Annotated in this window: 22 protein-coding genes; 10 read left to right on the top strand and 12 right to left on the bottom strand. The window is 64.6% G+C overall.

The features are described 5' to 3' along the window. Positions 1 to 41 precede the first annotated feature (41 nt). From C7402_RS31265 to C7402_RS31235, 7 genes are all read left to right on the top strand, one after another. Positions 42 to 947 (top strand): NAD(P)-dependent oxidoreductase, encoded by a 906-nt coding sequence (locus C7402_RS31265; protein ID WP_116613389.1) that lies wholly within the window; start codon positions 42 to 44, stop codon positions 945 to 947. Between the two features lie 28 nt (positions 948 to 975). Further along, positions 976 to 1,698, top strand: coding sequence for an IclR family transcriptional regulator (locus tag C7402_RS31260; RefSeq protein WP_112173769.1), 723 nt, complete (start codon positions 976 to 978; stop codon positions 1,696 to 1,698). 63 nt (positions 1,699 to 1,761) lie between these two features. After that, entirely contained in the window at positions 1,762 to 2,592 is an 831-nt protein-coding gene (locus tag C7402_RS31255) for an N-acyl homoserine lactonase family protein (RefSeq protein ID WP_116613388.1), read from the top strand. 168 nt (positions 2,593 to 2,760) lie between these two features. Continuing rightward, positions 2,761 to 3,219 (top strand): hypothetical protein, encoded by a 459-nt coding sequence (locus C7402_RS31250; RefSeq protein WP_116613387.1) that lies wholly within the window; start codon positions 2,761 to 2,763, stop codon positions 3,217 to 3,219. A gap of 157 nt (positions 3,220 to 3,376) precedes the next feature. Beyond that, on the top strand, positions 3,377 to 4,102 hold the full coding sequence (locus C7402_RS31245; protein WP_116613386.1) for a hypothetical protein: 726 nt from the start codon (positions 3,377 to 3,379) through the stop codon (positions 4,100 to 4,102). Continuing rightward, complete coding sequence (locus tag C7402_RS31240; RefSeq protein ID WP_208949034.1) at positions 4,095 to 4,730, top strand: cytochrome c oxidase subunit 3; 636 nt, start codon at positions 4,095 to 4,097, stop codon at positions 4,728 to 4,730. The genes C7402_RS31245 and C7402_RS31240 overlap by 8 nt, the downstream gene beginning before the upstream one ends. Beyond that, positions 4,723 to 5,001 carry a hypothetical protein gene (locus tag C7402_RS31235; protein WP_116613385.1) on the top strand — a complete coding sequence of 93 codons (279 nt, stop codon included), beginning with the start codon at positions 4,723 to 4,725 and terminating at the stop codon, positions 4,999 to 5,001. The genes C7402_RS31240 and C7402_RS31235 overlap by 8 nt, the downstream gene beginning before the upstream one ends. Before the next feature lie 24 nt (positions 5,002 to 5,025). On the opposite strand, the gene C7402_RS31230 is transcribed toward C7402_RS31235, so the two are convergent. The 9 genes from C7402_RS31230 to C7402_RS31190 all read right to left on the bottom strand — a co-directional run bounded on the left by C7402_RS31230 (position 5,026) and on the right by C7402_RS31190 (position 16,598). Next, entirely contained in the window at positions 5,026 to 5,997 is a 972-nt protein-coding gene (locus tag C7402_RS31230) for an AraC-like ligand-binding domain-containing protein (protein WP_116613384.1), read from the bottom strand. 47 nt (positions 5,998 to 6,044) lie between these two features. Next, positions 6,045 to 7,082, bottom strand: a complete 1,038-nt coding sequence (locus tag C7402_RS31225; protein WP_133254595.1) for a hypothetical protein — start codon at positions 7,080 to 7,082, stop codon at positions 6,045 to 6,047. A gap of 115 nt (positions 7,083 to 7,197) precedes the next feature. After that, positions 7,198 to 10,023 (bottom strand): PEP/pyruvate-binding domain-containing protein, encoded by a 2,826-nt coding sequence (locus C7402_RS31220; protein ID WP_165842036.1) that lies wholly within the window; start codon positions 10,021 to 10,023, stop codon positions 7,198 to 7,200. Positions 10,024 to 10,207: 184 nt separating this feature from the next. After that, on the bottom strand, positions 10,208 to 11,698 hold the full coding sequence (locus C7402_RS31215; RefSeq protein ID WP_116613381.1) for a phosphotransferase family protein: 1,491 nt from the start codon (positions 11,696 to 11,698) through the stop codon (positions 10,208 to 10,210). Between the two features lie 125 nt (positions 11,699 to 11,823). Continuing rightward, positions 11,824 to 13,233 (bottom strand): FAD-dependent oxidoreductase, encoded by a 1,410-nt coding sequence (locus C7402_RS31210; RefSeq protein WP_116613380.1) that lies wholly within the window; start codon positions 13,231 to 13,233, stop codon positions 11,824 to 11,826. A gap of 37 nt (positions 13,234 to 13,270) precedes the next feature. Further along, the gene (locus tag C7402_RS31205; RefSeq protein ID WP_116613379.1) at positions 13,271 to 13,624 is read right to left on the bottom strand and encodes a DUF4286 family protein; all 354 of its coding nucleotides are present in this window, start codon (positions 13,622 to 13,624) and stop codon (positions 13,271 to 13,273) included. A 29-nt stretch (positions 13,625 to 13,653) separates the two neighbouring features. Then, positions 13,654 to 14,601, bottom strand: a complete 948-nt coding sequence (locus C7402_RS31200) for an electron transfer flavoprotein subunit alpha/FixB family protein (RefSeq protein ID WP_112173759.1) — start codon at positions 14,599 to 14,601, stop codon at positions 13,654 to 13,656. An 18-nt stretch (positions 14,602 to 14,619) separates the two neighbouring features. After that, entirely contained in the window at positions 14,620 to 15,369 is a 750-nt protein-coding gene (locus C7402_RS31195) for an electron transfer flavoprotein subunit beta/FixA family protein (protein ID WP_116613464.1), read from the bottom strand. Between the two features lie 62 nt (positions 15,370 to 15,431). Continuing rightward, a complete protein-coding gene (locus C7402_RS31190; protein WP_112173758.1) occupies positions 15,432 to 16,598 on the bottom strand; it encodes an enoyl-CoA hydratase/isomerase family protein in 1,167 nt (388 codons plus the stop codon). Positions 16,599 to 16,778: 180 nt separating this feature from the next. On the opposite strand from C7402_RS31190, the gene C7402_RS31185 reads away from it, so the two are divergent. After that, a complete protein-coding gene (locus C7402_RS31185) occupies positions 16,779 to 18,107 on the top strand; it encodes a hypothetical protein (protein WP_116613378.1) in 1,329 nt (442 codons plus the stop codon). 2 nt (positions 18,108 to 18,109) lie between these two features. On the opposite strand, the gene C7402_RS31180 is transcribed toward C7402_RS31185, so the two are convergent. Genes C7402_RS31180 through C7402_RS31170 form a run of 3 tightly spaced genes read right to left on the bottom strand, consistent with a single transcriptional unit; the run spans position 18,110 to position 20,683 of the window. Next, entirely contained in the window at positions 18,110 to 19,267 is a 1,158-nt protein-coding gene (locus tag C7402_RS31180) for a 4Fe-4S binding protein (protein ID WP_341869260.1), read from the bottom strand. Between the two features lie 14 nt (positions 19,268 to 19,281). Beyond that, complete coding sequence (locus C7402_RS31175) at positions 19,282 to 19,446, bottom strand: rubredoxin (protein WP_112173755.1); 165 nt, start codon at positions 19,444 to 19,446, stop codon at positions 19,282 to 19,284. A gap of 46 nt (positions 19,447 to 19,492) precedes the next feature. After that, on the bottom strand, positions 19,493 to 20,683 hold the full coding sequence (locus tag C7402_RS31170) for a cytochrome P450 (protein ID WP_116613376.1): 1,191 nt from the start codon (positions 20,681 to 20,683) through the stop codon (positions 19,493 to 19,495). 296 nt (positions 20,684 to 20,979) lie between these two features. On the opposite strand from C7402_RS31170, the gene C7402_RS31165 reads away from it, so the two are divergent. Together C7402_RS31165 and C7402_RS31160 are read left to right on the top strand one after the other, a co-directional pair. Continuing rightward, entirely contained in the window at positions 20,980 to 22,137 is a 1,158-nt protein-coding gene (locus C7402_RS31165) for a phosphotransferase (protein ID WP_165842035.1), read from the top strand. A 222-nt stretch (positions 22,138 to 22,359) separates the two neighbouring features. Beyond that, positions 22,360 to 23,169, top strand: coding sequence for a hypothetical protein (locus C7402_RS31160; protein WP_116613374.1), 810 nt, complete (start codon positions 22,360 to 22,362; stop codon positions 23,167 to 23,169). Positions 23,170 to 23,181 lie beyond the last annotated feature (12 nt).

Raw genomic sequence — 23,181 nt, 5'->3', positions numbered from 1 at the left:
GATTCCGCATTTTCCTTGCAAACCCATACGGATTTCAATCGATGACCCAACCCGCTCCTCTCGTTCTCGGCTTTATCGGTGTCGGCGTCATGGGCGAGCCCATGTGCCGCCATCTCGCCACCAAAAGCGGCGCGCGCGTGCTGGCGTGCGACCGCAACCCCGAGCCGCTCGAACGGCTCGCGCAGCACGGCGTCACGCGCGCCAGCGTCGAGCAGATCGCCGGCGAGGCGTCCATCATTTTCCTTTCCCTGCCTTCGGGCGAGGCCGTGCGCTCGGTCGTATGCGGCGCCGATGGCGGCAACGGCGAGGACGGCCTCGCCGCGCGCCTGCGTGAAGGCCAGTGCGTGGTGGATCTCTCCACCTCGTCGGTCGACATCACGCTCGACGTGGCCGAAGCGCTCGCCCGCCGCCACGTGCGCTTTGCCGACGCCCCCGTGATGCGCACGCGCGCCGCCGCCGAAGCCGGCACGCTCGCCGTGCCCGTGGGCGCCGACGCCGACCTGTACGCCCGGCTCGAACCGCTGATCCGCACCTTCGCGAGCGACGTGCTGCACGCGGGCAAGGTGAGCGCGGGCCAGGTGGTGAAGATCCTCAACAACATGGTGCTCTACGAAACCGTGCTCGCACTGGCCGAGGCCGCCGCGATCGGGCGGCGCGCCGGTGTCGACCCGCAGGTGCTGTTCGACGCGCTCTCGAAAGGCTCCGCGGACAGCTTCGCGCTGCGCAACCACGGCTTCAAGGCGATCCTGCCGCAAGCGTTTCCGGAAAAGGCCTTTCCGGTTTCGTATGCCCGCAAGGACGTGAGCTACGCGGTGGCGCTCGCCGGGCGCGTGGGCGTGGACGCATGCGGCGCGCGCAATCTGGTCGAGACGTTCGACCGCGCCATTGCCGCCGGGCATGGCGAACGGTACGCACCGGCCATCAGCCTGCTCTTTGAGGGAAAATAACGCTTTCGCTCTCCATCACGCCTTGCCCATGACCCAGGAAACCGCCACCCCGCCCAAAGACGCAGAAGGCGTCGCCGCCGTCGACCGCGCGCTCGCCATCGTGGCCGCCGTCGAGGGCGCGGCCGCGCCGGTTTCGTTGTCGGAGCTTTCGCGCCTCACCGGCCTGTACAAGAGCACGATTCTGCGCCTCGTGGCCTCGCTGGAAAAAGGCGCGCTCGTGGTGCAGCGCCCCGACCTCAAGTACGAGCTCGGCCCGCTCGCGTTCCGGCTTGGCCGCGCCTACGACGCGAGCCACCCGCTGCGCGAGCGCGTGCTCGAAACGCTCGACCGGCTGGTCGGCCAGGGCACCGAAAGCGCGTCGTTTCACGTGCGCTACGATGAGGAACAACGGCTGTGCCTGTTCCGCGTCGACTCGCGCCATTCGACGCTCGACAACGTCAACGCGGGCGACCTGCTGCCGCTTGGCCGCGGCGCGCCCGCGAAAGTCATCAACTACTACTTCGGGCGCGCATGCGCTTCGCTGCCGAAAGACACGCCGCTCGTCTTCACCTCGTTCGGCGAACGCAACCCCTCGTGCGCGGCCGTATCGTGCCCGGTGTTCGGCAGCGGCGACCAGTTCGTCGGCGCGCTGTCGCTTTCCGGCCCGCTCGAACGCTACTCAGAAGAAGCCATCGCCCACATGACGCCGCTGCTGCTCGCAGCGGGCCGCGCGCTCAGCGAACGCCTGGGCGGCCGCTGGCCCGCCGCATGACGGGCGACTGAGAGCCGGCTGAGGGGCGATCAAGCGGCGCGCGAGACTTCAATCCAAACCTTCATGACGACAACAGACCTGCCCCAATACACGGTTCACGCGCTGCGCTTCGCTCGCATGCCGCGGCCGCGCCGCCACAATTTCATGTACCTCGAAGACCACGACGGCCCCATGCCGCTCGACTTCTTCGTCTGGCTGATCCAGGGACCGGGGACCACCGTGCTCGTGGATACCGGCTTCGGCGCGCGCAGCGCGGCGAGCCGCAAGCGCGAGCTCGACCACTGCCCCATCGAGGCGCTCGGCGCACTCGGCGTGGCGCCCGCCGATATCACCGATGCCATCCTCACGCACCTGCACTGGGACCATGCGGGCAATCTCGACAAACTGCCCGCCGCGCGCATTCATATTCAGGACGCCGAAGTGGAATACGCGACCGGGCGCTGCATGTGCGAGCCCTACCTGCGGCGCGCGTATTCGGTCGACGACGTCTGCGACCTCGTGCGGCGCGTTTATGAGGACCGCGTGCAATTCCACGCGGGCGACTGGACGCTCAAGCCCGGCATCGAAGGCGTATTCGTGGGCGGCCATACGCGCGGCCTGCAAGCCGTACGCGTGCATACGGCGCGCGGCTGGATCGTGCTGGCTTCCGACGCCGCGCACTACTACGCCAACATCGAGCAGAACAACCCGTTTCCGATCGCCGCCGACGTTGCCGCGATGCTGGCGGGCTACCGCAAGCTGATGGCGTTGGCCGATTCCCCCGATCATTTCATTCCGGGGCACGACCCGCTGGTGCTCGAACGCTATCCGCTCGTGGAGGGCGCGGGGTTGAAGATCGCCTGTGTGTCGTCGGACTGCGTGAGCCGCGCGGTGGGTGAGCGCGCACCCATCTGAGCCGCAAGCCCAGGCAATCCGTCACCCCGATCCGGCGGCGTCGTTGTGCGACGCCGCGAGCCGCTTCGATGTCGCGCGACTTGCGTGCCTCGTTGCCGTGTTTTCCCTGAAACGAACTATATTTATCGAGGTAGTGCCCAGTATCTGGCTCGAAGCAGGAGGTGGACGATGAACGTTCATGCCTGGCCCGCGCTGGCGGCTGTTCTCGGCATTGCCGCCATGTCCGGTGGAATGGCGGCTGCGCAGCAGCGCCCCGCAGCGGTCGAAGTTCCCCTTGCGGCTACGCCGCAAAACGCCGGGAAAATTGCGGTGGCGACGTTGATGCCGACCGGCCCCACGACCACCCAGGTCATGCTCCTCGTGAGCGGCCTGCCCTCCGAAACCGCACGACCCGCGACGATGTATTCATACATCTACCCGGGTACCTGCGCAAATCTGGGGCTCAAACCGGCGTTCGATCTGAACCAGCACGTCCTGCTCGACGAAACGCGACCCATGCAAATCTGGAAAAGCGTTCCGGCCGCGATGTCCGAACTGCGCTCGGGCAACTACGCGATCGTGCTCAGGGCGAGCCCGGCGGACGGGTTTTCAAACCTCTTCTGCGGCGACCTCGGCCACTCTGCCTGACGGCTTCGCGAGGTTTGCCCAGACTGCCCGGCGCGACAGATCCGCACGTTCCCCGTGCGGACTGAGTATGCTTGCGCTAATTTCACCGATCTCGTATGCTTCGATACCATATGTATGAGTTACATGCGTCGATAACTTGCATCGGTATGGAGCGAGAATGGCCGAATTGAGCATCAGACTGTCAACGAGTCCGCGGGCGCAGCGCCTGCTGATCTGGTGGGGCGTCGCCTTCGCGGTGATCTTTGCCCTCGCATGGGGCTTCCTCATCCGGCTGCTGCCATTGCCGGCCGCGACCTGGCCGCCAGAGCAGGTCGCGGCCTTCTATCAGGCGAACACGATCCCAATCCGCATTGGCGCCACCATTTGCTCATGGACCGGCGCGTTCATGGTGCCGATCGCCATGGTCGTATGCGTTCAGATGTCGAAGCTGGAAACGGGCTGGCCAATCTGGTCCGTCCTGCAACTCGTGGGCGGCGCGCTCATGTCGATGTTTCTGGTATTCCCGCCCATCCTGTGGGGCGCGGCGGCCTTTCATCCGGATCGCGCCGCGTACGCCACCGCGCTCATTCACGACCTCGCCAACCTGACGCTCGTCACCACCGACCAATACTTCATCTTCCAGATGGTACCGATCGGCTGGCTCGCGTTGAAGGCCGGCACCGCGCGCAACGGCGCGTTTCCACGTTGGTTCGGCTTCCTGACCATCTGGATCGCCATCATTTTCGAGGCCGGCGCGTTTGCCTTCATTCCCCGCACGGGGCCCTTCGCATGGAACGGTCTGTTCGTTTTCTGGTTTCCCCTCGTGGGCTTCGGCATCTGGATTTCCGTCAAGTGCACGCTGTGCCTGAAAGCGATCACGCGCCAGGAGCGCCAGTGTGGCTAAGGCGAGCACCGTTGCCGCCTGCGAGGAACCGCGCGACGCCACGCCCGCCATGCACGCCTTGCGCGCTTCGCCGCGCATACCGGGCGAGCCCGGCGTCTGGGTGCTGATATTCGGCGACCTGATGGTTTTCGCGGCCTTCTTCCTGTGCTTCGCGCTGGCGCGCTCCAACGCCCCCGCCGCTTTTGCCGCCGACCATCTGCTGCTGGACCGGCGCCTGGGTCTGCTCGGCAGTCTGCTGCTGCTCTCCAGCAGCCTGTTTGTCGCGCTCGGCATGCATCGGTTGCGCGAGCAACGTCCTGGCGCCAGGCGCCACTTCGGCATTTCCATCGCGCTTGGCGGCGGCTTCGTCGTCTGCAAGCTCGCCGAATACGCGCAGAAGATCCATCGGAGCGTGACGCCGCTCACGAGCGACTTCTTCATGTACTACTTCACGTTCACGGCCATTCATCTGCTGCACGTGCTGCTGGGCCTCGTGGTCCTCGTCCTCATGCGCGATTCGGCGCGGCCGCCGCTAACGGCGCAACGTTTCCTTCTGATCGAGAGCGGCGGGCTGTTCTGGCACGTCGTCGATCTCCTGTGGATCGTGCTGTTCGCCCTGTTCTATCTGCTCGGAGGCGCGCGTGGATAAAACCGGGCGGCGTCTGATCATCTGGTGGGCCGTGCTCGTCGCAGCCACCATCGCATCATGGGAAACTGGCGGCAATGCACTGGCGTTCGGCGTTGCGCCCGCGCTCGTCATCGTGGTGCTGGCCTTCGCCAAAACGGCGGCCGTGATGATGCAATTCATGGACGCACGCACCGCGCCCTGGCCGCTGAAATTCGGCCTCGCGGGCTGGACGTTGGGCGTGGGCGCCGCCGTGGCCGCGATCTGGCTGTCAACCGCAAGCGCGTCACCGTGAACACGCGCATCGACCACCACACGATCAGCGCTCCTGGCTGGGCGCCACGCCGAACCGCCGCCGGTAGGCGCGCGTAAAACTCACGGAGCTATTGAAGCCCCAGGCCATCGCGATTTCGATGATCGACTTGTGGCTGAGCAACGGGTTTACGAGTTCGGCGCGGCAGCACTGCAAGCGCATCTCTCGAATCATCGCCCCAACGGAGGTGGCCGCCGAATCGAAACTCGCATGAAGATGGCGTAGCGACACGCGGCAATGCTCCGCCACCTTCGCGGTATCGAGTTGCGGGTCGGACAAATGTGATTCGATAAACGCCAGCGCCTTCATGCGTATGCGCTCGTGCGCGTGCTTGCGCGCGCGGCGGCCCGGCTCCTCGCAGCCGCTCGCCTCCCGCGCCACGACGCCCACAGCGTTGATCAGCACCGGTCCGAACGTGAGCGCCTGTGCATTCGTCAACGCGCGCCCCTCGGCGAGCAGCGACTCGATGAGGTTGCGCACCACCCGGCCCGCCCCCGTATTCGAGTCGATCGGCACGGCGCAGATATCGTCGATATGCGGCACCTGCTGGCGCAGCAGCGCATTGGGCATCTTGATGACGAGTTCCGAATAGATGTGGTTCGGCGCAACCCCGCACGTGCCCTCAGACGGCGCCGCCGATGAAATGAACACGAAGTGCCCCGGCTGCACCACGTTTCGATGCTGGCGTTGCGAGATTTCCAGCGCGTCGTTCAACGGCAGCACGAGAAAGACATCGTCGGCGGGCTGGCAGCGAATATGCCGCCGGGTGCGCATGCCGCCGCGAATGCCCTGCCCGTCGAAGCGGAATATTTCGACCGCGCCCAGTTGAATGCCGTCGAAGCGCATCGAAAACGCGGCCCCGCCTTCGATGGCGTACAGATCGCTCGAGCATATCGACGACGTGAAGCGCGCCCGGAAGGTGTCGATGTTGCACGCATCGTCATGCGTCTCACTGCGCGATTCCAGCATGTCCAGCATGATTGGCTCCCTTGGGCGCGACCGGCGTCTTTCCCGCAACCCGGTCCTCAAACCGGCGCGCCGCGCGAGGCCGTGTGCCTGAGCATGCCGAGTTTCGAAACCGGCATGATGCCGGGCGGCGCGCCGATCACGTCGGGTATGCGGTTAAAGAGGCTGGACGCACTGTAATGCGCCTGATCGTCGCGCTCCACCCGGATACGCGAAACCGGCTTGCCGTCGATCTCCCAGAGCGTGTGCTCGACCTCGCCGGGACGCAACAGTCGTGGCTCGATCCTGGCGCTCACGCTCACGCCCTGCGCCGTTTCCAGTTCGATGACAAGGCGCGTGCCGACGCAAACGCCGGGCTCCAGTTCTCGCTCAAGCAGTTCGCAGTAAATCGGCGTGTCGAACAAGACCGGCTCGCGACGCTCGCTCACCTGCGTGACGTCGTAACCGAGCGCGGCCATGACCTGCCACGGAATCGTTTTGTAATAGCCGCCTATTTCGCCGGCCGCCTTGACCATGCGTTCTTCGTATTCGTCGACGCTCATGCCGACGCCGCAAATCAGCATTTGCTCGCGGCCCATGCTCTGCGCGTCGGAAATGCTGGAATGACGCAGCGCGCGAAGCTCCGTGCAAGGACCGGCGGCGGCAATGCCCATCCAGATGCGCGACATGTCCCAGATCCCGCCGCCGGTGAACGTCACCCGGTTCGCGCGCGCGAGGGCATCGATTTCGGCGGCGAGCACCTTGTCCACCGCGCGTGGATAATAGGACTCCGCACCGTGGCACAGCACGTTGAGGCCCGCTTTCATCAAGCGACGGTAGGCGGGCATGTTCTGCGCCAGCCGGTTGGTCGTGGTCACCACGCCGATATCGGCTTGCACACCGGCATAGTCGGCTGTCTCGCAGTCCTGCACCGGCACGCCAAGGTCATAGCCGAGCCCGGCGAGCCGTCCCACATCCTTGCCGATCTTGTCCCCCGCGCGGTTGTAGGCCGCCACGATCGGCCAGCCCTTCTCCACCGCGAAGCGGACGATATGTTGTCCGAACTGACCGACGCCATACACCACGATTCGAGGCACACCTCGGGTTTTCGCTTGCATTTCAATGCTCCAGCAGCCGTTGAAGTGAGGCTGTGACTGAGGTTGTGTCCGGGTTCGTACCGGGCGGCCCGCCAGCGCCGCCGCCCGGCTCGCAACCTTGCGATCCGCTATGCGGCTAGGCCGCTTCGGCGGCTTCAGGTGTTTCGGCCGCGAGTATCACTTCACCGGTGTCGCCGTTCACGGTAATGGTCGCGCCGTCCTGAATGCGTTGAATGGCATTGGGAATCTGCACGGCCGGCAAGCCATATTCTCGCGACAGGCAGGCTGCGTGAGACAGCACGCCGCCGGTTTCGGTCACGATGCCGCTGATGATCAGGAACGCGGGCGTCCAGCCCGGATCCGTCGCGTTGCAAACGAGAATCTCGCCGTTCTGGATCGTGCCGATCTTGTCGAGCGTCTTGACCACGCGTGCGCGGCCCGTCACGACACCGCGGCTTTGCTGAATGCCGCGCAGCCGGTTGGGATCGCTCCCGTCGTCGAGGCGGCTCGGATCGTGAGCGTTGCCCTTCACGAGATAAGGCGGCGGGCTCCACTCCTTGTGGTGATAGGCGTCGAAATTCTTCATGCGGCCCGCGATCTTCGCGCGCGCCAGGGTCATGTTGGCGTGCCCCTCCAGCACGGCGAACAGTTCCTCCTTGCCCAGGAAATAAAAGTCGCGCTCGCCCGTGAGGATGCCGCGCTCCTTGAGGCGGCGGCCGACTTCGAGGAACATGAGCTTCTGGATATACGTGTGCTTGTCGTACGAATACCGTTCGAGATCGCGCTCCACGAGAAACGTGCTCACATATTCCAGAACGACCTTGAAGGCCTGCACCTTGATCGGCCCGAGCGCCTGCTGGGCGATGCTGCGCGTCACGTCCTCGATCACGGCGGCGCGGCGGGCGTTGGTCTCCTTTTCGCGCTTGTGCGGGCTGTCTTCCGGGTCGGCCGTCATGAGCGCCTGAATGGCCCGGTAGTCGACAGCGGGACTTTCGCCACGGCGGACCCAATAGATGTCGCGGTCGCTATGGCCGCGATGCGGATGCTCGGCGGCAAAGGCCTCGTAATCGCTCAGGAACGCGCGCCCCTCATCCGACTGCGCGAGCTTTGCGAAGAACGCCTCTTCCTGGTATTCGTCGAAGCATGCCTTGAGCGCCGGGCTATTGCGGATGCGCTGGGTGAATTCCCACAGCGCCTTGTTTTCCCGCGACGTGGGCGTTTCCCCGGCCGCGCCGCTGATCAGGTCGACCATCGCCGTGGGATTGTCGCCCCGGTACCATTTGGCCACGAGCCATGCGAGCATATTGATGGCGTCGCGCAGGTTGTAGAACCAGACGGTGATTTCGTCGTCGTATAGCTGCTCGTCGTAAAGCCACTGGAGGATCGTGCGCTTGAGCGTCTCGTCGTCGAGGTTTCTCAGCGCATGGCGGTCGAATGCTTTTGGATTCCACTTTTCCCGCTGGAACCACGTCTTCATGACATGCGCGCGGCAGCCGATATAGGCCGTCATGGGATGAAGCTGAAGCCGCGCGACCATCTTCAGGTACTGGGTCCACGAGAACGGCGCGTTGACGATTTCATCGTGCGCCTGCGGCTCGATAAAGCGCGTGCCGCCCCAGCAAAACGGGCTGTTGCGCGCGTGCGGAATCATCGTGTGGCGTGCGAAGGCCTTTTCCGTGGCCGTGTTGTAATAGATCGCGCTGCGGTAATACTTGAAGTGCTTGAGATTGAAATCCCCTTCCTTCAAGCCATACACCTTGAGCTGATTCGTGTACGCGCGATCGTAGGCCCACGCGCGCGTGGTGTAGAACAGCGGGCAATTCGCGCCGGTCAACCCCTCCTCGGCCCACGACTTTTCCCAGATCGTGCCGTCCTCGTCTTCTTCTTTCTCGGGAAGTTCGATGTCCTCTTCCCACGCGAAGTTCACGCCCGTCACCGGGCGCGATTGCAGCAGGTAAATGACGTTGCCCGCCAATGCCCATTCGATGTCCTGCGGCAGGCCCTGGCTGTGCGCCTCGACGCGCCGCCCCAGGTCGCCAAGCAAGCCCAGTTGCTCCACGTCGAGGCTGAACTGATCGCGCCGCGCCTGCGCGGTCTCCTCGTGGAGCGTGCCGCCGCCCGCTTTCCGGCGAATCAACGACTGCTTCGCGCCCAGTGTTTGGGCCTTGACGCAGAGATTGCGCTTTCGGAGCAAGAATTCATCGGGCGTCACGATGCCGCTCACCACCGCCTCACCCAGGCCCCAGCTCGAATTGATCAGGATTTCGTCGGTCCGCTCGCTCAGCGGGTTCGCCGTGAACATCACCCCGGCCGCATCGGCTTCCACCATCACCTGCACGACCACGGCAAGCGCCTCGGCGAAGTGGTCGAAACCGTTCGTGTGGCGATAGGCGACCGCGCGCGCGGTCCACATCGACGCCCAGCAACGGCGCACCGCCTCCAGCAGGGCCTCGCCCCCCCTGATGTCGAGATAAGTATCGTGCAGCCCGGCAAAGGAGGCCTCCGCCAGATCCTCGGCCGTGCCGGAGGAGCGCACCGCGACGTAGGGCTGCGCGCCGCCCGCCAGCTCGGCAAGGCGCGCATAGGCCGCCAGGATTTCCGACGCGACCTGCTCGGGCATTGGCGTCGCTTCGATCAACTCGCGAATCCCGGCCGTGCGCTTCGCGAGGTCGTCGGTGTCGTCGTAGCGCATTCCTTGCACGAACGCGCCGATCCGCTCGCGCACCGTGGCCGAAGCCAGCATGTGTGCATACGCCTGCGTGGTGATCGTCACGCCCGGCGGCACCCGAAAGCCTGCCTGACTCATCAGCGCAAGATTGCGCCCCTTGCCGCCGACGAGCGCGCCGTGCGACGCCGGGTCGTCGAACCCGAGCACCACCGGCGCGCGTTGCGGCGCGTGCGCGTACCCATTGCCCCCGGATTCGACCCCGGCCCCTTGTTGTTGCGCTTCATTGATTCGCATGATCTGGATGTCTCCCGTTCGCTGTTTCACAACCCGGCTCATCGTTTTGGCGGGTCAAACCTGCGAGATCATTTCAACGCAATTGCGCATGGCAGTCTTAACCGGGACTGCATGCCGCTTTATCCATTCGTGAACAAAGGACTGCCTGGTATGGGCTTCGTGCGGCGGCGAGGTGACTGTGGACCTACGCCTCGTCGATCAATGCCTGCGCGCAGCGGATAAACTGCGGAATGTGCGAAACGGGCAGGATGGCCAGCTTGAGGTCGTCGGCCCGGCCGCTGGAAAACATGGTCGCATGCAGATTCGCGCCCGTTGCGTTGCGCACATACGCCCACACGCGGAAAAACCGCAGCGTGTCGTCGTCCACCGGTTCGCCGCCGCCCGCCACGTAGCGCTCCATCATGCGCGCCCAGTCGATCGCCGCACCAACGGTTACGTGGACATAGCCGAGATCCTCCGCCGGGTCGCCGGCGTGCGCGAATTCCCAGTCGAGCACGGCGGAAAGCCTGTCCCCTTCGAACAGGAAATTGTGAAACCCGAAGTCGCCGTGCAGCATGGACGGCGGCCCCTTGCGGTCCGGCACGTTGTCGAGCAACCAGCCATAGATCGCGACGAGCGCGGGCGAAGGCGTGTGCTCCGCCTGCAAATAAAGCTCATACAGGTTGCGCACATAACGCGCCGTGCAGGCTCCGCGCGAGCGCTTCCACCCTTCGGCGCACAAGGAATCGGTCAACTCGCCCACGTCGACGAGCGGCGCCATGGTGTGCAGATGCGCCATGGTGTCCGCCAGCGTAACGGTGAGGCTCTCCGGTACCTGCGCGCGCACGCCGAATACGCTGCCGGAGAGTTTGCCCGGCGAGCAACGCATGACGATGAAATCGCCGCCGGGGAGAAGCCTGTGCGCCGTGTCGACCCAAAGCGCCTCCGGCGCGGGAAAGCCCCGCGCGCGCATGGCCCTGAGCACCGGATATTCGTCCCGCGTGCGGTGACAATCGCCCTCCACCGACGGCCGCTCCGACATGTCCCGGCGCATCACGAACGCCCCGCTGAGCGCCTCGCCTGCCACGTCAAACAAGATCGTCTGCTTGCCGAAGCCGCCCGCGAGCGGCCGGAACGAGGTCACGCGAAGCGCCGGCTCGTCAAAGCGATCGCGCAGGTACGCTTCGAGCTTTTGTGCATCGATCTGCGTCGCACCGGCGTCGTCGCCGCTGCACGCCGAGGCCGCGCCTTGTGCCGACATGTGCGCGGTTTCCCAATCGGTCAGGATGCGCGCGACCGCCTTTTTCGCGCCGGGGGCGAGGCTTCCGCCCTGGTTCACGCGCGCCATGAGCGCCTGCAAGCGGCCGAGCGCGGCAAGCCATGCGGCTTCGATGCCGGGCAACGCGGTCTGCGCTCGCGCCACATCCAACTGCGTGCGCAGCTTGCGCAGGTCGTCCATGACATTGCTCCCGGCCGTGCCTAGCATCACCTCCAGTTGCGCAAGCACGCCATCGAGCCCGTCGCATTGCACGCGCAACGCGGCAACGCCGCCCGCCTCGCGATTTCGCAGCAATCGCAGGCCGTTCGAAATCGCCATGACTGCTGAGCCGTCCACGTCGCTGTCCGCGAATTGCACCTGCAATTTCGCGACTTCGTCGCTCAACGCGCTCCAGATCCGTTGTGCCGGTATGAGCATCGCTTCCCCTCATCGTCTGTCACGAAGGAACTACGGAGATTGCTTTTCAGCCGCCGGTTGGCCGACATACCGCCAGGCAGTCAGCACGTCTGGCGCGAACCCACCGGCGGCATATTCACGGCCTTCTACTGTTCGAGCTCATACTGCAAGGCTTCTTCGGCCGCCGCCCGCCCCGCGATACGGCCGAACACCATCGCATTGCAGATGCCCATGCCCCCCCCCGAGTACCGCTTGCCCACGGCGCAACCCAGCACCTCGCCCGCCGCGTAGAGCCCCGGAATCACGCGGCCGTGTTCGTCGAGCACTTGGGCGTCATTGTTGATGTCGAGCCCCGCGCCGGTCTGGCCGATCACGCAGGCACGCACTTCGCGCGCATAGAACGGCCCGGTGCGCACCGGAAAGCGCTGCTCCATCGCTTTGAAGTACTGACTGTCGCGTCCCTCGTCGCAATCGGCGTTGTATTGCTCGACGGTGGCGCGCAGCGTCTCGCTATCAACGCCGATCTTCGCGGCCAGCTCCTCGATGCTGTCCGCCTTGAGGACCTTGCCGTTCTCGATGCTCTGCCGCAGCAGGTTGTACTCCCACGTTGGCATGGCCGTGCCGCTGTGGTACGGGTCGGCGAAGCGCATGTCCTGGCTTGCCTTCTCCAGCGTCGGCTCGTCGAAAATCGCATACGCGCGCTTGTCCGCCTGGCTGTTGAGCAGATAGCCCGACACCGCATACGGCGCGGACTCGTCCATGAAGCGCCGCCCCGCCGTGTTGACGAGCATGATCCACGGCGGCAGGAACGCTTCGATCCATTTGCCCAGACCGCTCGTGGGCAGCAACAGGCCGCAATCCACGCCGACCACGCCCGCGCCCACGCTCTGCCCGAGCTTGAGGCCGTCGCCCACGATATAGGGCGCGGCGTAGTGAACCGCATAGGTCCAGTCGCCGTGCGAAGCGGCGGTCGGGAAGAAACGCTCGATCATTTCGGGGCTGTTGCCGAAGCCCCCGGTCGTGATGATGACCGCGCCCGCGCGCAGTTCCTCCCCGCCCGCGGACACGCCCACCACCCGGCCGTTCTCGACCAGCAAGCGGTCGACGCGCGTGCCGAGCGCATACTCCACGCCCGCAGCCCCCGCGGCGTTGATGAGCGCGTCGGCCACGCCGTGACTCGGATGCCCGCGCGGCACTTCGTCCACACCCGAGCAAAGCAGATACTCGGGCGGAAAATGCACGCCCAGCCCGATCAGCCATTCGAGCGCGGGGCCGCTTTGCTCGCACATCACGCGCATGATATGCGTGTTGCACTCCCAGCCCGCGAGCGTCGTCATGTAGCGATACATGGCGTCGGGCGTATCGTCGATGCCGCGCGCACGCTGCACACTCGTTGCGCACGCATACATCACGGCGGCGGACAGCGCCGTGGCGCCGCCGAGCTTCGTGTCCGCCTCCAGCACCATCACGCTCGCGCCCGCTTCGCGCGCGAGTATGCTCGCCGCAAGCCCGGCGCCGCCGCCACCCACGATCACGATATCGAAGTCCCTGCTCATCTCGTCTCCTGTTCTTGTGATGCCGGGCCGGAGCCGGCTAACGGTTTGGGTTTGGGTTTGGGTTCGCGCCCAGCTTTTCGGTAATCGCGACCCACGGCGTCGCGCTGTAGTGCTGCATGTCCATTGCATCGGACAACACCATGCGGGCGCTGCCCGCGCGGTTGAACAGTTCCGCGAGCACGCCCTCGGGCAGTTCGGCCTCGAACTCGTAGATCGCGAGATACTGCCAATGCGCATTCGCGTCGTCCTGCGCGAGCCGGAAGCGCTGGGCGCTCAGAAAACCCGGCACTTCCAGAACATCCTGAATGTGCCGCTGCGAATACCACTCGTTGAATTCGCTCTCCCGGCCCGGCACCGGGTTCGAGAACACGATCAGCGCATGCCTTTTCATCGTCGCTTCCTGTTCAAACGGTCCAGTTCCTAGCCGAGCTCGGCAAGCAGTTCCGGCACCGTCTCGAACAGATCGCCCACGAGGCCGTAGTCGGCGACGCCGAAAATCGGCGCTTCGGGATCCTTGTTAATGGCGACGATGACCTTCGAGTCCTTCATGCCGGCCAGGTGTTGAATGGCCCCCGAAATGCCCACCGCAAGATAAAGCTGCGGCGCGACGATCTTGCCCGTTTGCCCGACCTGGTAGTCGTTCGGCACGAAGCCGGCATCCACGGCCGCGCGCGATGCGCCGAGCGCCGCGTTGAGCTTGTCGGCGAGCGGCTCCAGCACCTTCGTGTAGTTCTCGCCGGAACCAAGCCCGCGGCCGCCCGAGACGATGATGCTCGCGCTGGTGAGTTCCGGCCGGTCCAGCTTGGTGACTTCGCGGCTCACGAAACGCGAGAGGCCGCTCTCGGGCGCGGCATCGACGCTCACGATCGAAGCGCCGCCCCCTTCCTCCGCCACCGGGCTGAAGCCCGTGGAGCGCACTGTCAAGACCTTCACTGCGTCGCGCGACTGCACCGTTGCGATCGCATTGCCTGCGTAAATCGGGCGCTCGAACGTGTCCGCGCTCACGACCGCCGTAATGTCGCTGATCTGCGCGACGTCCAGCTTCGCGGCAATGCGCGGCGCGACGTTCTTGCCCGCCGCCGTGGCCGGCGCGAGGATGTGCGAGTACGCATTCGCCGCCTGCTGCACGAGCGCGAGCACGGTGGCTTCCACGTTTTCCGCAAGGCCCGCTTCGAGTTGCGGCGCGTCGGCCAGCAACACCTTCGCCACGCCCGCGATTTTCGCCGCGGCTTGCGCGGCCGCCTGCGCGTGGTGGCCCGCAATCAGCACGTGAATCTCGCCGCCCAACTTTTGCGCCGCCGCAACCGTGTTGAGCGTCGCGGCCTTGACCGAATCATTGTCGTGTTCGGCAATCACCAGAATCGTCATTTTTCTCTTGCTCCCTTCTCACAGCACCTTGGCTTCGCTTTTCAGCTTTCCGACCAGCGTTTTCACGTCCGGCACCTGTACGCCCGCGCTGCGCTTCGGCGGCTCGACGACTTTCAGCGTCGTCAGGCGCGGCGTGACGTCAACGCCCAGTTCCTCGGGCTTGAGCGTCTCCAGCGGCTTCTTCTTCGCCTTCATGATGTTGGGCAGCGTCACGTAGCGCGGTTCGTTCAGGCGCAGGTCGGTGGTGACGACCGCGGGCAGCGAGAGCGAGAGCGTCTGCGCGCCGCCATCCACCTCGCGCGACACGGTGGCCCGGCCGTCGGCCACGACGACCTTCGAAGCGAAGGTCGCTTGCGGCAGGTTTGCCAGCGCGGCGAGCATCTGGCCGGTCTGATTGGAGTCGTCGTCAATCGCCTGCTTGCCGAGAATCACGAGCGAAGGCTGCTCCTTGTCCACCAGCGCCTTGAGCAGCTTCGCGACGGCCAGCGGCTGCAACTCCCCGGCGGTCTCGACCAGCACGGCGCGATCCGCACCGATGGCGAGTGCGGTGCGCAATGTTTCCTGGCACTGCGAAACGCCGCACGACACCGCAATCACCTCGCTGGCGACACCGACTTCCTTCAACCGGACCGCCTCCTCGACCGCGATCTCGTCGAACGGGTTCATTGCCATCTTCAGACTGGCGACATCGACGCCCGACCCGTCGGACTTCACGCCGACCTTCACGTTGGCGTCCACCACCCTTTTCACTGCAACCAGGATCTTCATAAATTCAGGTTCTTCCGTGTAAAAATCGTCCATTGCCGCCCATGTCGTCGCGCCTCGCGCACTCACGCGCCCAGATCGGCGAGCGGATGCGGTCCCACCCGGCTGGGCGCACAAAGAAAGCGCCGCACGATTGCCGGATTGACGTCCTTGAGCGCGCGAAACATCCAGCGCGGCGCGCCGTCCTTGTCGACCATGCGCGCGCGCACGCCCTCGCAGAAGTCGCCCACCTCGATCGCACGCGTGGCCAGATCGAACTCCATGCGAAAGCAGTCGGCAAGCGACATGGCCCGGCCACGCAGCAGCGCTTCGCGCGTCACGTTGAGCATGAGCGGCGAGCCCGCCAGCAGTGCGTCGAGCGTGGTCTGTAGCCATTCGCGCTCGCGCACCGGGCGCTCACGCTGCAAGGCGCACTCGATCGACTCGACAATTTCCTCGACCGAGCTTCGCGCAGCGAAGTGCTCGCCGATCAAGGGCATGAATTCGACGATTTCCGACGGCGGCACGGCGTTGGCGGGCGACACGAACACATCGCGGATACTCTGCCGCACGTCGTCCATGTCGAGCATGCCCAGGCGCTTTTCGAAACCCTGAAGCGACCTGCCCGGCGCATAAGCGTCGGCCAGGCCGTAACGGATGGCGTCGGCGCCCGTGAGCGATTGCCCCGTCAGCGCCACATAAAGCGCCAGTTCGACGGGCAGGTCCGCGAGAAAGCGCGTCGCGCCCACGTCGGGCACGAAGCCGATACGCGCTTCGGGCATGGCGAGGCGGGTGCGCTCGGTCACGATGCGCAGCGACGCCGCCTGCGCGAGCCCCATACCGCCGCTCATCGTCACGCCGTCGATCAACGCCACCAGCGGCTTGTGCAGCGAATGCAGCGCGAAGTCGAGCCGATACTCGTCCACGAAGAACTCGCGCCAGTTGCCGTAACCGAGCGTCGCCGCCCGATAGAGCGCGCGCACGTCGCCGCCTGCGCAAAAGCCCTTCACGCCCGCGCCGCGCAGCACCACGGCCACGATCTCGCGGTCGCTGCGGCAGCGCTCGACGAGGCTCGCCATCTCACGCACCATGTCGTGCGACAGCGCGTTGATTACCGCGGGACGGTTGAGCGTCATGATGGCGACGCGGTTGGACAGCCGAAAGTCGAGCGCGGGCTCGGGCGCATCATTCGCCGCAACCGTCACGGCGCGCCCAGGCGTCACTGCGTCGACAACATCCAATACGTCACTCATGAACTCTTTTCCTTTGCAGCATGAGACGGCAACGGGGATTGGTCACGCTTGAAACGCATTGTAGTATGCATCCATACGATACTCAAGTACTTGCTGGACGATGTCACCGTATTTTGTTCGCTTCAATATGATATTCTTGATTGACAACATTCGTTCACTCATCAACTGAGGCCGCCAGTCATGAATGATCCAGATCGCGTCGTGGGAGATCGATCGGCGCTGCCGTTTCCCGTCAGCGTGGAAGCCCTGCGCGAAGCGGGCGCGGACTTCCTCACCGCGGCGTTCCGGTGGACAGGCGCATTGGCGCAGGACAACCGCGTCACGGCCATCACGGGCTTTACCGAATTCTTCGGCGGCGGCATGGGGCGCAAGGTCTCGCTTTCGGTGGCCTATGCGCGCGACGATCCGGGGCTGCACACCCATTTGTTCGTCAAGTTCACGCGCGACTTCGGCGACCCGCTGCGCGAACTGTTCGGACCACTAATGGAACCCGAGGTTCGCTTTGCCTTGCTGTCACGCAGAAGCGGCTTTCCCGTTGCGGTGCCGACCTGCTATTTCGCCGACTACCATGCGGCGACCACGACCGGCATCCTCATCACCGAACGCATCGAATATGGCGAAAACGGCATCGAGCCGCGCCATGACAAATGCCTGGATCACGAGTTGGGCAATCCTGTCGAGCACTATCGTGCGCTCACGAAAGCCATGGCTCGCCTGGCCGCCTATCACAAGGCCGGGAATTTCGGCCTTGAAACGCAGCAGGCATTTCCCTTCGACGCGCAGCACATCGACCCCGGCAGCCGCATTCCCTATACGCCGGAGCAATTGCAGGCCAAGCTCGCGAAACTGCTGGACTTCGTGGCGCAAGCCCCGCAGCTCTTTCCCGAGCACCTGCGCAACGGCGGTTTCCTCAACCAGTTCGTGAACGAAGCGCCCTTCGTGCTGGAGCATGAACTGGCGATCCGCGCCGCGCTCAACGAGTCGGCCGACCATATTGCGCTGTGCCACTGGAACATGAATCTCGACAACGCATGGTTCTGGCGCGATGCTCGCGGCGAGTTGCAGGCCGGTCTGCTCGATTGGGGGAGCGTCGCCCAGATGAACGTCGCGCAGGCGTTTTATGGCATGACGTGCGCGGCCGAAGCCGGTTTTCTGCACGCGCACCGGCGCGACCTGCTGGCGCTTTTCGTCGACGAATACCGGCGTGGCGGCGGCCCCGCCATCGATCTCGACGAACTCGCGCAACTCGTGAGGCTCTCGGTCGCCGTGCTGGGCATCGCGTGGATACTCGATGCGCCCGCACTGATCGAGCGCGAAATCGGCGCTATTCGCGCGATCGAGGGCCGCCACGACCCGGCGCTCAGAAACAACTTTCTCGCGCGCGCCCAACTCCAGCTACTGGTCGTCTTTCTCAGCGAATGGCAAGACGACCAGATCGGCGCTGCGCTGCGCGAGTTCGCGCGGCGCGCCCCCGAAGACCGTCAGGCAAGCGCCGCGCAACCGGTCTGAGCTCAATAGGTCTCGACATGGAGGCGGCGCTGCTGCGTCATCGCCGCTTCCAGCGCCTGCCAGTTCAGGCCGTGCCGCTCGCATACCTGCGCGAGCGCTTCGAACACGCCCGCCTCCATGCCGCGCAAACCGCACAGATAGACGTGCGTGTTCTCGCGTGCGAGCAGTTGCGCGAGAACGTCATGGCGCTCGCGCAGCAGGTCCTGCACATAGCGCTTTGACTCCCCGGCTTGCCGGGACAGCGCGAAACCGATGTCGCACGTTGCTCCGTACGCCGCCTGCAAGGCGTCGAAGTACGCCATCTCCTGTGGCGTGCGGCCGCCGTAGAACAGCTGTTGCGGCGCGCGCGGCGCGGGCAAGGCCCGGCTTCTGTCGAGCATGGCCCGCATTGGCGCGACGCCCGTGCCCGTGCAGATCATGATGAGCGGCGCTGTCGTGTCGTCAGGCATCAAAAAGTCCGCGCCATAGGGCCCGGCAAGTTCCACGGCGTCGCCCGGCGTCAGATCGCAGAGATAATTCGAGCAGATTCCGCGGGCCTCCTCGCCCCCGCGATTTTCGATCACGCGCTTGACGGTTAGCGCCAGCCGCCCCGCCACGCCCTCCTCGCCGTCGCGCGAGCACGCTACCGAATAGAGCCGCATGGCGTGCCGTGCGCCTTGCGCGTCAACGCCGCGCGCGAGCACGCCCACGGATTGCCCCTCCAGAAACGGAAAATCGTCGTTCGACACATCGAGCACGATGTGATGAACCGCCGCGTCCGCGCGCGGCGTCACGCAGCGATTCTCCACGACACGCGCGAGCGCGGGACGCGCAGGCGTAAAGCGGTTTTCGACCACGACGCTGCCGTCCCCTCTGCCTCGCCCCGGCGGCACAGCGTCCAGCGCCGGGTCGCTCGGCGCTTCGGGCAACGCCGACCACGCGAACTGCTGTTCGCGCGTGTAGGCGGATTGCCTGAGCACCGGCCGCCAGCTATTGATGGCGCCCGTCGGGCAGGGACTCACGCAGGCCTGGCAGCCGTTGCAGATATCCACGTCCACGACGTAGTTGCGCAAATCATTGCTGATCGCATTGGAAGGACAGGTCTCCTCGCAGGTATTGCAGCGAATGCACAGTTCCGGGTCGATCAGGTGCTGGACGATCACATCGTCGTGCGTGCTCACAGGCAATCTCCCGCTCACAGTTCTTCCATGACGAAGGCCGACTTCGGATTGCCGCAATCGGGGCATTCCCATGCTTCCGGCACGTCCTCCCAGCGCGTGCCCGCGGCAATGCCGTGCTCGGGCATGCCGGCCGCCTCGTCGTAGACGAAACCGCAAAAAAGGCAGATATACGTTTTCATTCGGCCATCCCCTCCGTCCCTCTCGTTGCTACCGTGGCGTGGTCGCTCATGCCCGATCCCAGACCAGCGGCAAATAACGCATGCCGTTCGCCTTGCCCGGCACGGCAACGGCGGTCTCGCCCGGTTTCAGTTCGAAGTGCGGAATGCGCAGCAGCCACTCGCGCAAAAACACGCGCAATTCCGTGCGCGCGAGAAATGCGCCGATGCACTGGTGTGCGCCGAAGCCGAACACGATGCTTTTCTTGTCCGCACGCTTGAAGTCGACCGAGAACGGATCGGGATAGCGGCGCGCGTCGATACCCGCGGCGGAAGTCGGCGTCAGGATGCAATCGCCCGCCTTGAACTGCACGCCCTTGTACTCCATGTCGCGAATCACCATGCGCGCCACGTTGGCAATCTGAAAGCGCCGCATCAATTCTTCCAGCGCCTCGTTGATCAAGCCGGGATCGTCGATCAGTTGTTGCCGCTGCGCCGGGTTCTGCGCGAGAAAGAGCGTAATGAACCCGAGCATCGAGGCGACCGTGTCGAGCCCGGCCGCGATCAGCAGCGTGCCGAAACCGATGATCTCTTCGTCGCTCATCGCCCGGCCGCCATCCACTTTTGCCTGGAGCATCGAACTGAAAATGTCGGTGCCCCGATTCGCGCGCCGCGCGGGCAACACCTTTTCGGCGATATAACCGGCGACACGCGCAAATGCGGCTTCTTGCAGTTGCGGATCGGCGGAGCGAACGATCTCCTCGGAAATCTTCAGAAGATACGGCGTGTCTTCTTCGGGCAGCGCCAGCAGGCTCATGAGAATCATGATGGGCATGCGCTGCGAGAACTCCTTGACGAATTCGCAATGGCCTTTCGCGTGGAAGTCGTCGATCAAGCGATTGGTCAGCTCCCGCGAGACGTGCTCGAGCGCACCGATCGATTTGGGCGTGAAAAATGGCGCCAGCACCTTGCGGAAGTCCATGTGCAGCGGATCGTCGTACTCCAGCAGCGGCAAGGCGATGGGATTCTTCGGCAACGACTGGAAGCGGTTCGAGAAGTCCGTCTTGTTCGTCAGCACGTGGGCGATATCCTCGTGGCGCGTCACCACCCAGTGCCCGCCATGATGCGGCGACCAGAAAATGTCCGGGCCGTCATGCAGCTTGCGGAAATGTTCATAGACATCGGTTTCGCCACGCATGTCCGCGTAGTTGAAATCCTTTACCAGTTCGGCGGGCACATGGTCCGGCACGGTCGCTTGCATGATCTGTCGTCCTCCTCGTTTCCTTGTTGGGTTCGTTTGCACCCAGGGTTCACCACTACGTCAGTGAATGTCTTGATATCGATGGATACGTTTTTCTAGTATAAAAACGCGATTCACCCGTTCTGGCCTCACGTTCCGCGACAGATGTGAGCCGATACTGACCATCGATTCAATTTACGTATGGTAGCATACGTTATGAGAGGTGTAGCATTCCTTGTGTGTCGCGCAAAATGCGCGGCAAGAGCGCCAGGGAATCCGGAGGCATTTGGCAGAGACAGGAGAGAGGGACAAACGACATGAACGATTTGATTTCGGAAATACAGACAGCGTATGAGCGCGATCATCAACGCCAGCCCGAGGCGACGACGGCCGACGACCTTCCCGTTTCATTCGACTCGATCACCGACCGCTGGCTGAGCGCCGTGCTATGCCGGGGCGTGCCGGGCGCCGCGGTGACCGGCCACACACTGGGACCGGCCGACAGCGGGTCGTCGAACCGCCGCCGCATCGAAGTCGAGTACAACCGGGCGGGTCGCGAAGCGGGCCTGCCGCAGGCGCTGTTCTGCAAGGCGAGCCATGAACTGGCCAATCGCATCGTGCTGGGCGTTTCGGGTGGCGCCTTCACGGAAGTCCACTTCTACAACGCCATTCGCCCGCATCTCGACGTGGAGGTGCCGCGCGGATTCCACGCGCGCTTCGATCCGGTCAGCTTCAACTCGATCATCATGCTGGAGGATCTATCGGGCAGCGTGACCGAGTTCTGCAATCACAAGACGGTGATGACGATCGAGCGCGCCCGCAGCCAGATGCGCCTGCTCGGCAAGATGCACGGGACCACCTACGCGCATCCGGCAATACGCGCCGCGCTGGAACAGCTTCCCACCTGGCCCGCCTACTTCGAAAAGTGCGGCGCATTCGGCCTGAAAGCGGGTTCGAGCCAGGGCTTTCTCGCCGCCGAAGAAGTCATTCCCGCCCGCCTCTATCGCCGCTACGAGGAAATCTGGCCCGCGACGCTGCGCAGCATGGACCTGCACGCCGCCGCGCCTCACTTCCTCTCGCATGGCGACGTGCACCTGAAGAACTGGTATGTCGCGGGAAGCGGCGAAATGGGCCTGAGCGACTGGCAGTGCGCCTCGCGCGGCCATTGGGGGCGCGACCTCGCGTACACCCTGGCCACGGCGCTCACCGTCGAAGACCGCCGGGCCTGGGAGCGCGAATTGATCCAGTGCTATCTCGACGCGCTGCGCGACGCGGGCGGACCCGAAGTGTCCTTCGACGAGGGCTGGAACGCCTACCGGCAGCAACTGGTCACGGCGCTGACCTGGTGGACCGTCACGCTGACGCCGCCGCCCGGCCTGCCCGACATGCAGCCGCGCGATATCACGCTCGAATTCATCCGCCGCATTGCCACGGCAATGGACGACGTGGGCACGCTCGACGCACTGGCCGCATAATCCCGCCGCCCATGCGAGGCTCGCCGCAGATACACCGGCGAGCCCGCTCCTCGCTTTCTTCGTCGCCATCCCCACCATTGTCGCTTGACTATATTGTACGTATGCGTACTATGTAGTCGAAACAAGCCAACCCGATCGTTGCCTCCTCCGTCTTTTCCGCTTTTTCAATGGAGTCGAATATGCGTCACATCCAGGCGACTATCGTATGTGAGGAGACAAATCATGGTATATCAAACGATGCCCGACTATATGCGCGTGCCGCTCTTCGACATGCCGCAGGACGCGCAAATGTGGGCGCTCTATCTCTTTTCCGCACTGGCCGTGCTGACGTACCTGCTGGCCATGTATCGCTGCATCGCCGAACGCTCTCCCAACCCGCTGCTCTATTGCCTGGGCGGCACCGTCACGTGCTTTCTGGAACCGCTGCTCACGCGCCTGCTCGACGCCACGCACGCGCAGAACGGCCAGCAGCTCGCGTATGAAAGCCTCGGCCAGAGGGTGCCGTGGCACGCCGCGATTTCCTATACGTTTTACTTCGGCCTTGCGTACCTGTCGCTCGTGCCCGCTTTCCGCGAGCGGCGCTATACGGCGCGCACGATCTGGCTCATGCTCTTTGGCGTGACCGCCAGCGCGTGGATCTACGAGGTACCGCTGATCCGCGTCGGCCTGTGGTCGTATTTCGGCGATCAACCGTACCAGCCGTTCGGCCTGCAACCGGTCTACTGGTCGTTCGCCAGCATGGCCATGCTGATCACGCCCACTGCGCTCATCGCGCGCTATGAAGCGCTGTTGCAGGGCTGGAGCCGAATCATGATCGTGGCGCTCGCCCCAATCGGCGCCATCGCGGGCGCGGCCGGCGCCTGCTGGCCGGTGTGGTTCGCGCTGAACAGCCCCTATGGCCACGGCGTCAAGGTGTTCGCCGCCACGCTCACCATTCTCTTTGCGCTCTTTATCGCGTGGCTCGCCATTCCGCTCGTCGCAAGGCAGAAGCAGGAAAGCCCGCAAGCGCTGCTGCTACAGGCTGGCGCTTGAGCCACATCTGAG

It is taken from the genome of Paraburkholderia unamae, assembly GCF_003096875.1.
In the GTDB taxonomy this organism is placed as follows: domain Bacteria; phylum Pseudomonadota; class Gammaproteobacteria; order Burkholderiales; family Burkholderiaceae; genus Paraburkholderia; species Paraburkholderia unamae.
This window is presented reverse-complemented; position numbering and strand designations above follow the sequence as displayed.

Excerpts from the sequence above, each read along its gene's own strand:
- C7402_RS31265 (WP_116613389.1), top strand. The coding sequence starts at position 42 with ATGACCCAACCCGCTCCTCTCGTTCTCGGCTTTATCGGTGTCGGCGTC.
- C7402_RS31260 (WP_112173769.1), top strand. The coding sequence starts at position 976 with ATGACCCAGGAAACCGCCACCCCGCCCAAAGACGCAGAAGGCGTCGCC.
- C7402_RS31255 (WP_116613388.1), top strand. The coding sequence starts at position 1,762 with ATGACGACAACAGACCTGCCCCAATACACGGTTCACGCGCTGCGCTTC.
- C7402_RS31250 (WP_116613387.1), top strand. The coding sequence starts at position 2,761 with ATGAACGTTCATGCCTGGCCCGCGCTGGCGGCTGTTCTCGGCATTGCC.
- C7402_RS31245 (WP_116613386.1), top strand. The coding sequence starts at position 3,377 with ATGGCCGAATTGAGCATCAGACTGTCAACGAGTCCGCGGGCGCAGCGC.
- C7402_RS31230 (WP_116613384.1), bottom strand. The coding sequence starts at position 5,997 with ATGCTGGACATGCTGGAATCGCGCAGTGAGACGCATGACGATGCGTGC.
- C7402_RS31225 (WP_133254595.1), bottom strand. The coding sequence starts at position 7,082 with ATGCAAGCGAAAACCCGAGGTGTGCCTCGAATCGTGGTGTATGGCGTC.
- C7402_RS31220 (WP_165842036.1), bottom strand. The coding sequence starts at position 10,023 with ATGCGAATCAATGAAGCGCAACAACAAGGGGCCGGGGTCGAATCCGGG.
- C7402_RS31215 (WP_116613381.1), bottom strand. The coding sequence starts at position 11,698 with ATGCTCATACCGGCACAACGGATCTGGAGCGCGTTGAGCGACGAAGTC.
- C7402_RS31210 (WP_116613380.1), bottom strand. The coding sequence starts at position 13,233 with ATGAGCAGGGACTTCGATATCGTGATCGTGGGTGGCGGCGGCGCCGGG.
- C7402_RS31205 (WP_116613379.1), bottom strand. The coding sequence starts at position 13,624 with ATGAAAAGGCATGCGCTGATCGTGTTCTCGAACCCGGTGCCGGGCCGG.
- C7402_RS31200 (WP_112173759.1), bottom strand. The coding sequence starts at position 14,601 with ATGACGATTCTGGTGATTGCCGAACACGACAATGATTCGGTCAAGGCC.
- C7402_RS31195 (WP_116613464.1), bottom strand. The coding sequence starts at position 15,369 with ATGAAGATCCTGGTTGCAGTGAAAAGGGTGGTGGACGCCAACGTGAAG.
- C7402_RS31190 (WP_112173758.1), bottom strand. The coding sequence starts at position 16,598 with ATGAGTGACGTATTGGATGTTGTCGACGCAGTGACGCCTGGGCGCGCC.
- C7402_RS31185 (WP_116613378.1), top strand. The coding sequence starts at position 16,779 with ATGAATGATCCAGATCGCGTCGTGGGAGATCGATCGGCGCTGCCGTTT.
- C7402_RS31175 (WP_112173755.1), bottom strand. The coding sequence starts at position 19,446 with ATGAAAACGTATATCTGCCTTTTTTGCGGTTTCGTCTACGACGAGGCG.
- C7402_RS31170 (WP_116613376.1), bottom strand. The coding sequence starts at position 20,683 with ATGCAAGCGACCGTGCCGGACCATGTGCCCGCCGAACTGGTAAAGGAT.
- C7402_RS31165 (WP_165842035.1), top strand. The coding sequence starts at position 20,980 with ATGAACGATTTGATTTCGGAAATACAGACAGCGTATGAGCGCGATCAT.
- C7402_RS31160 (WP_116613374.1), top strand. The coding sequence starts at position 22,360 with ATGGTATATCAAACGATGCCCGACTATATGCGCGTGCCGCTCTTCGAC.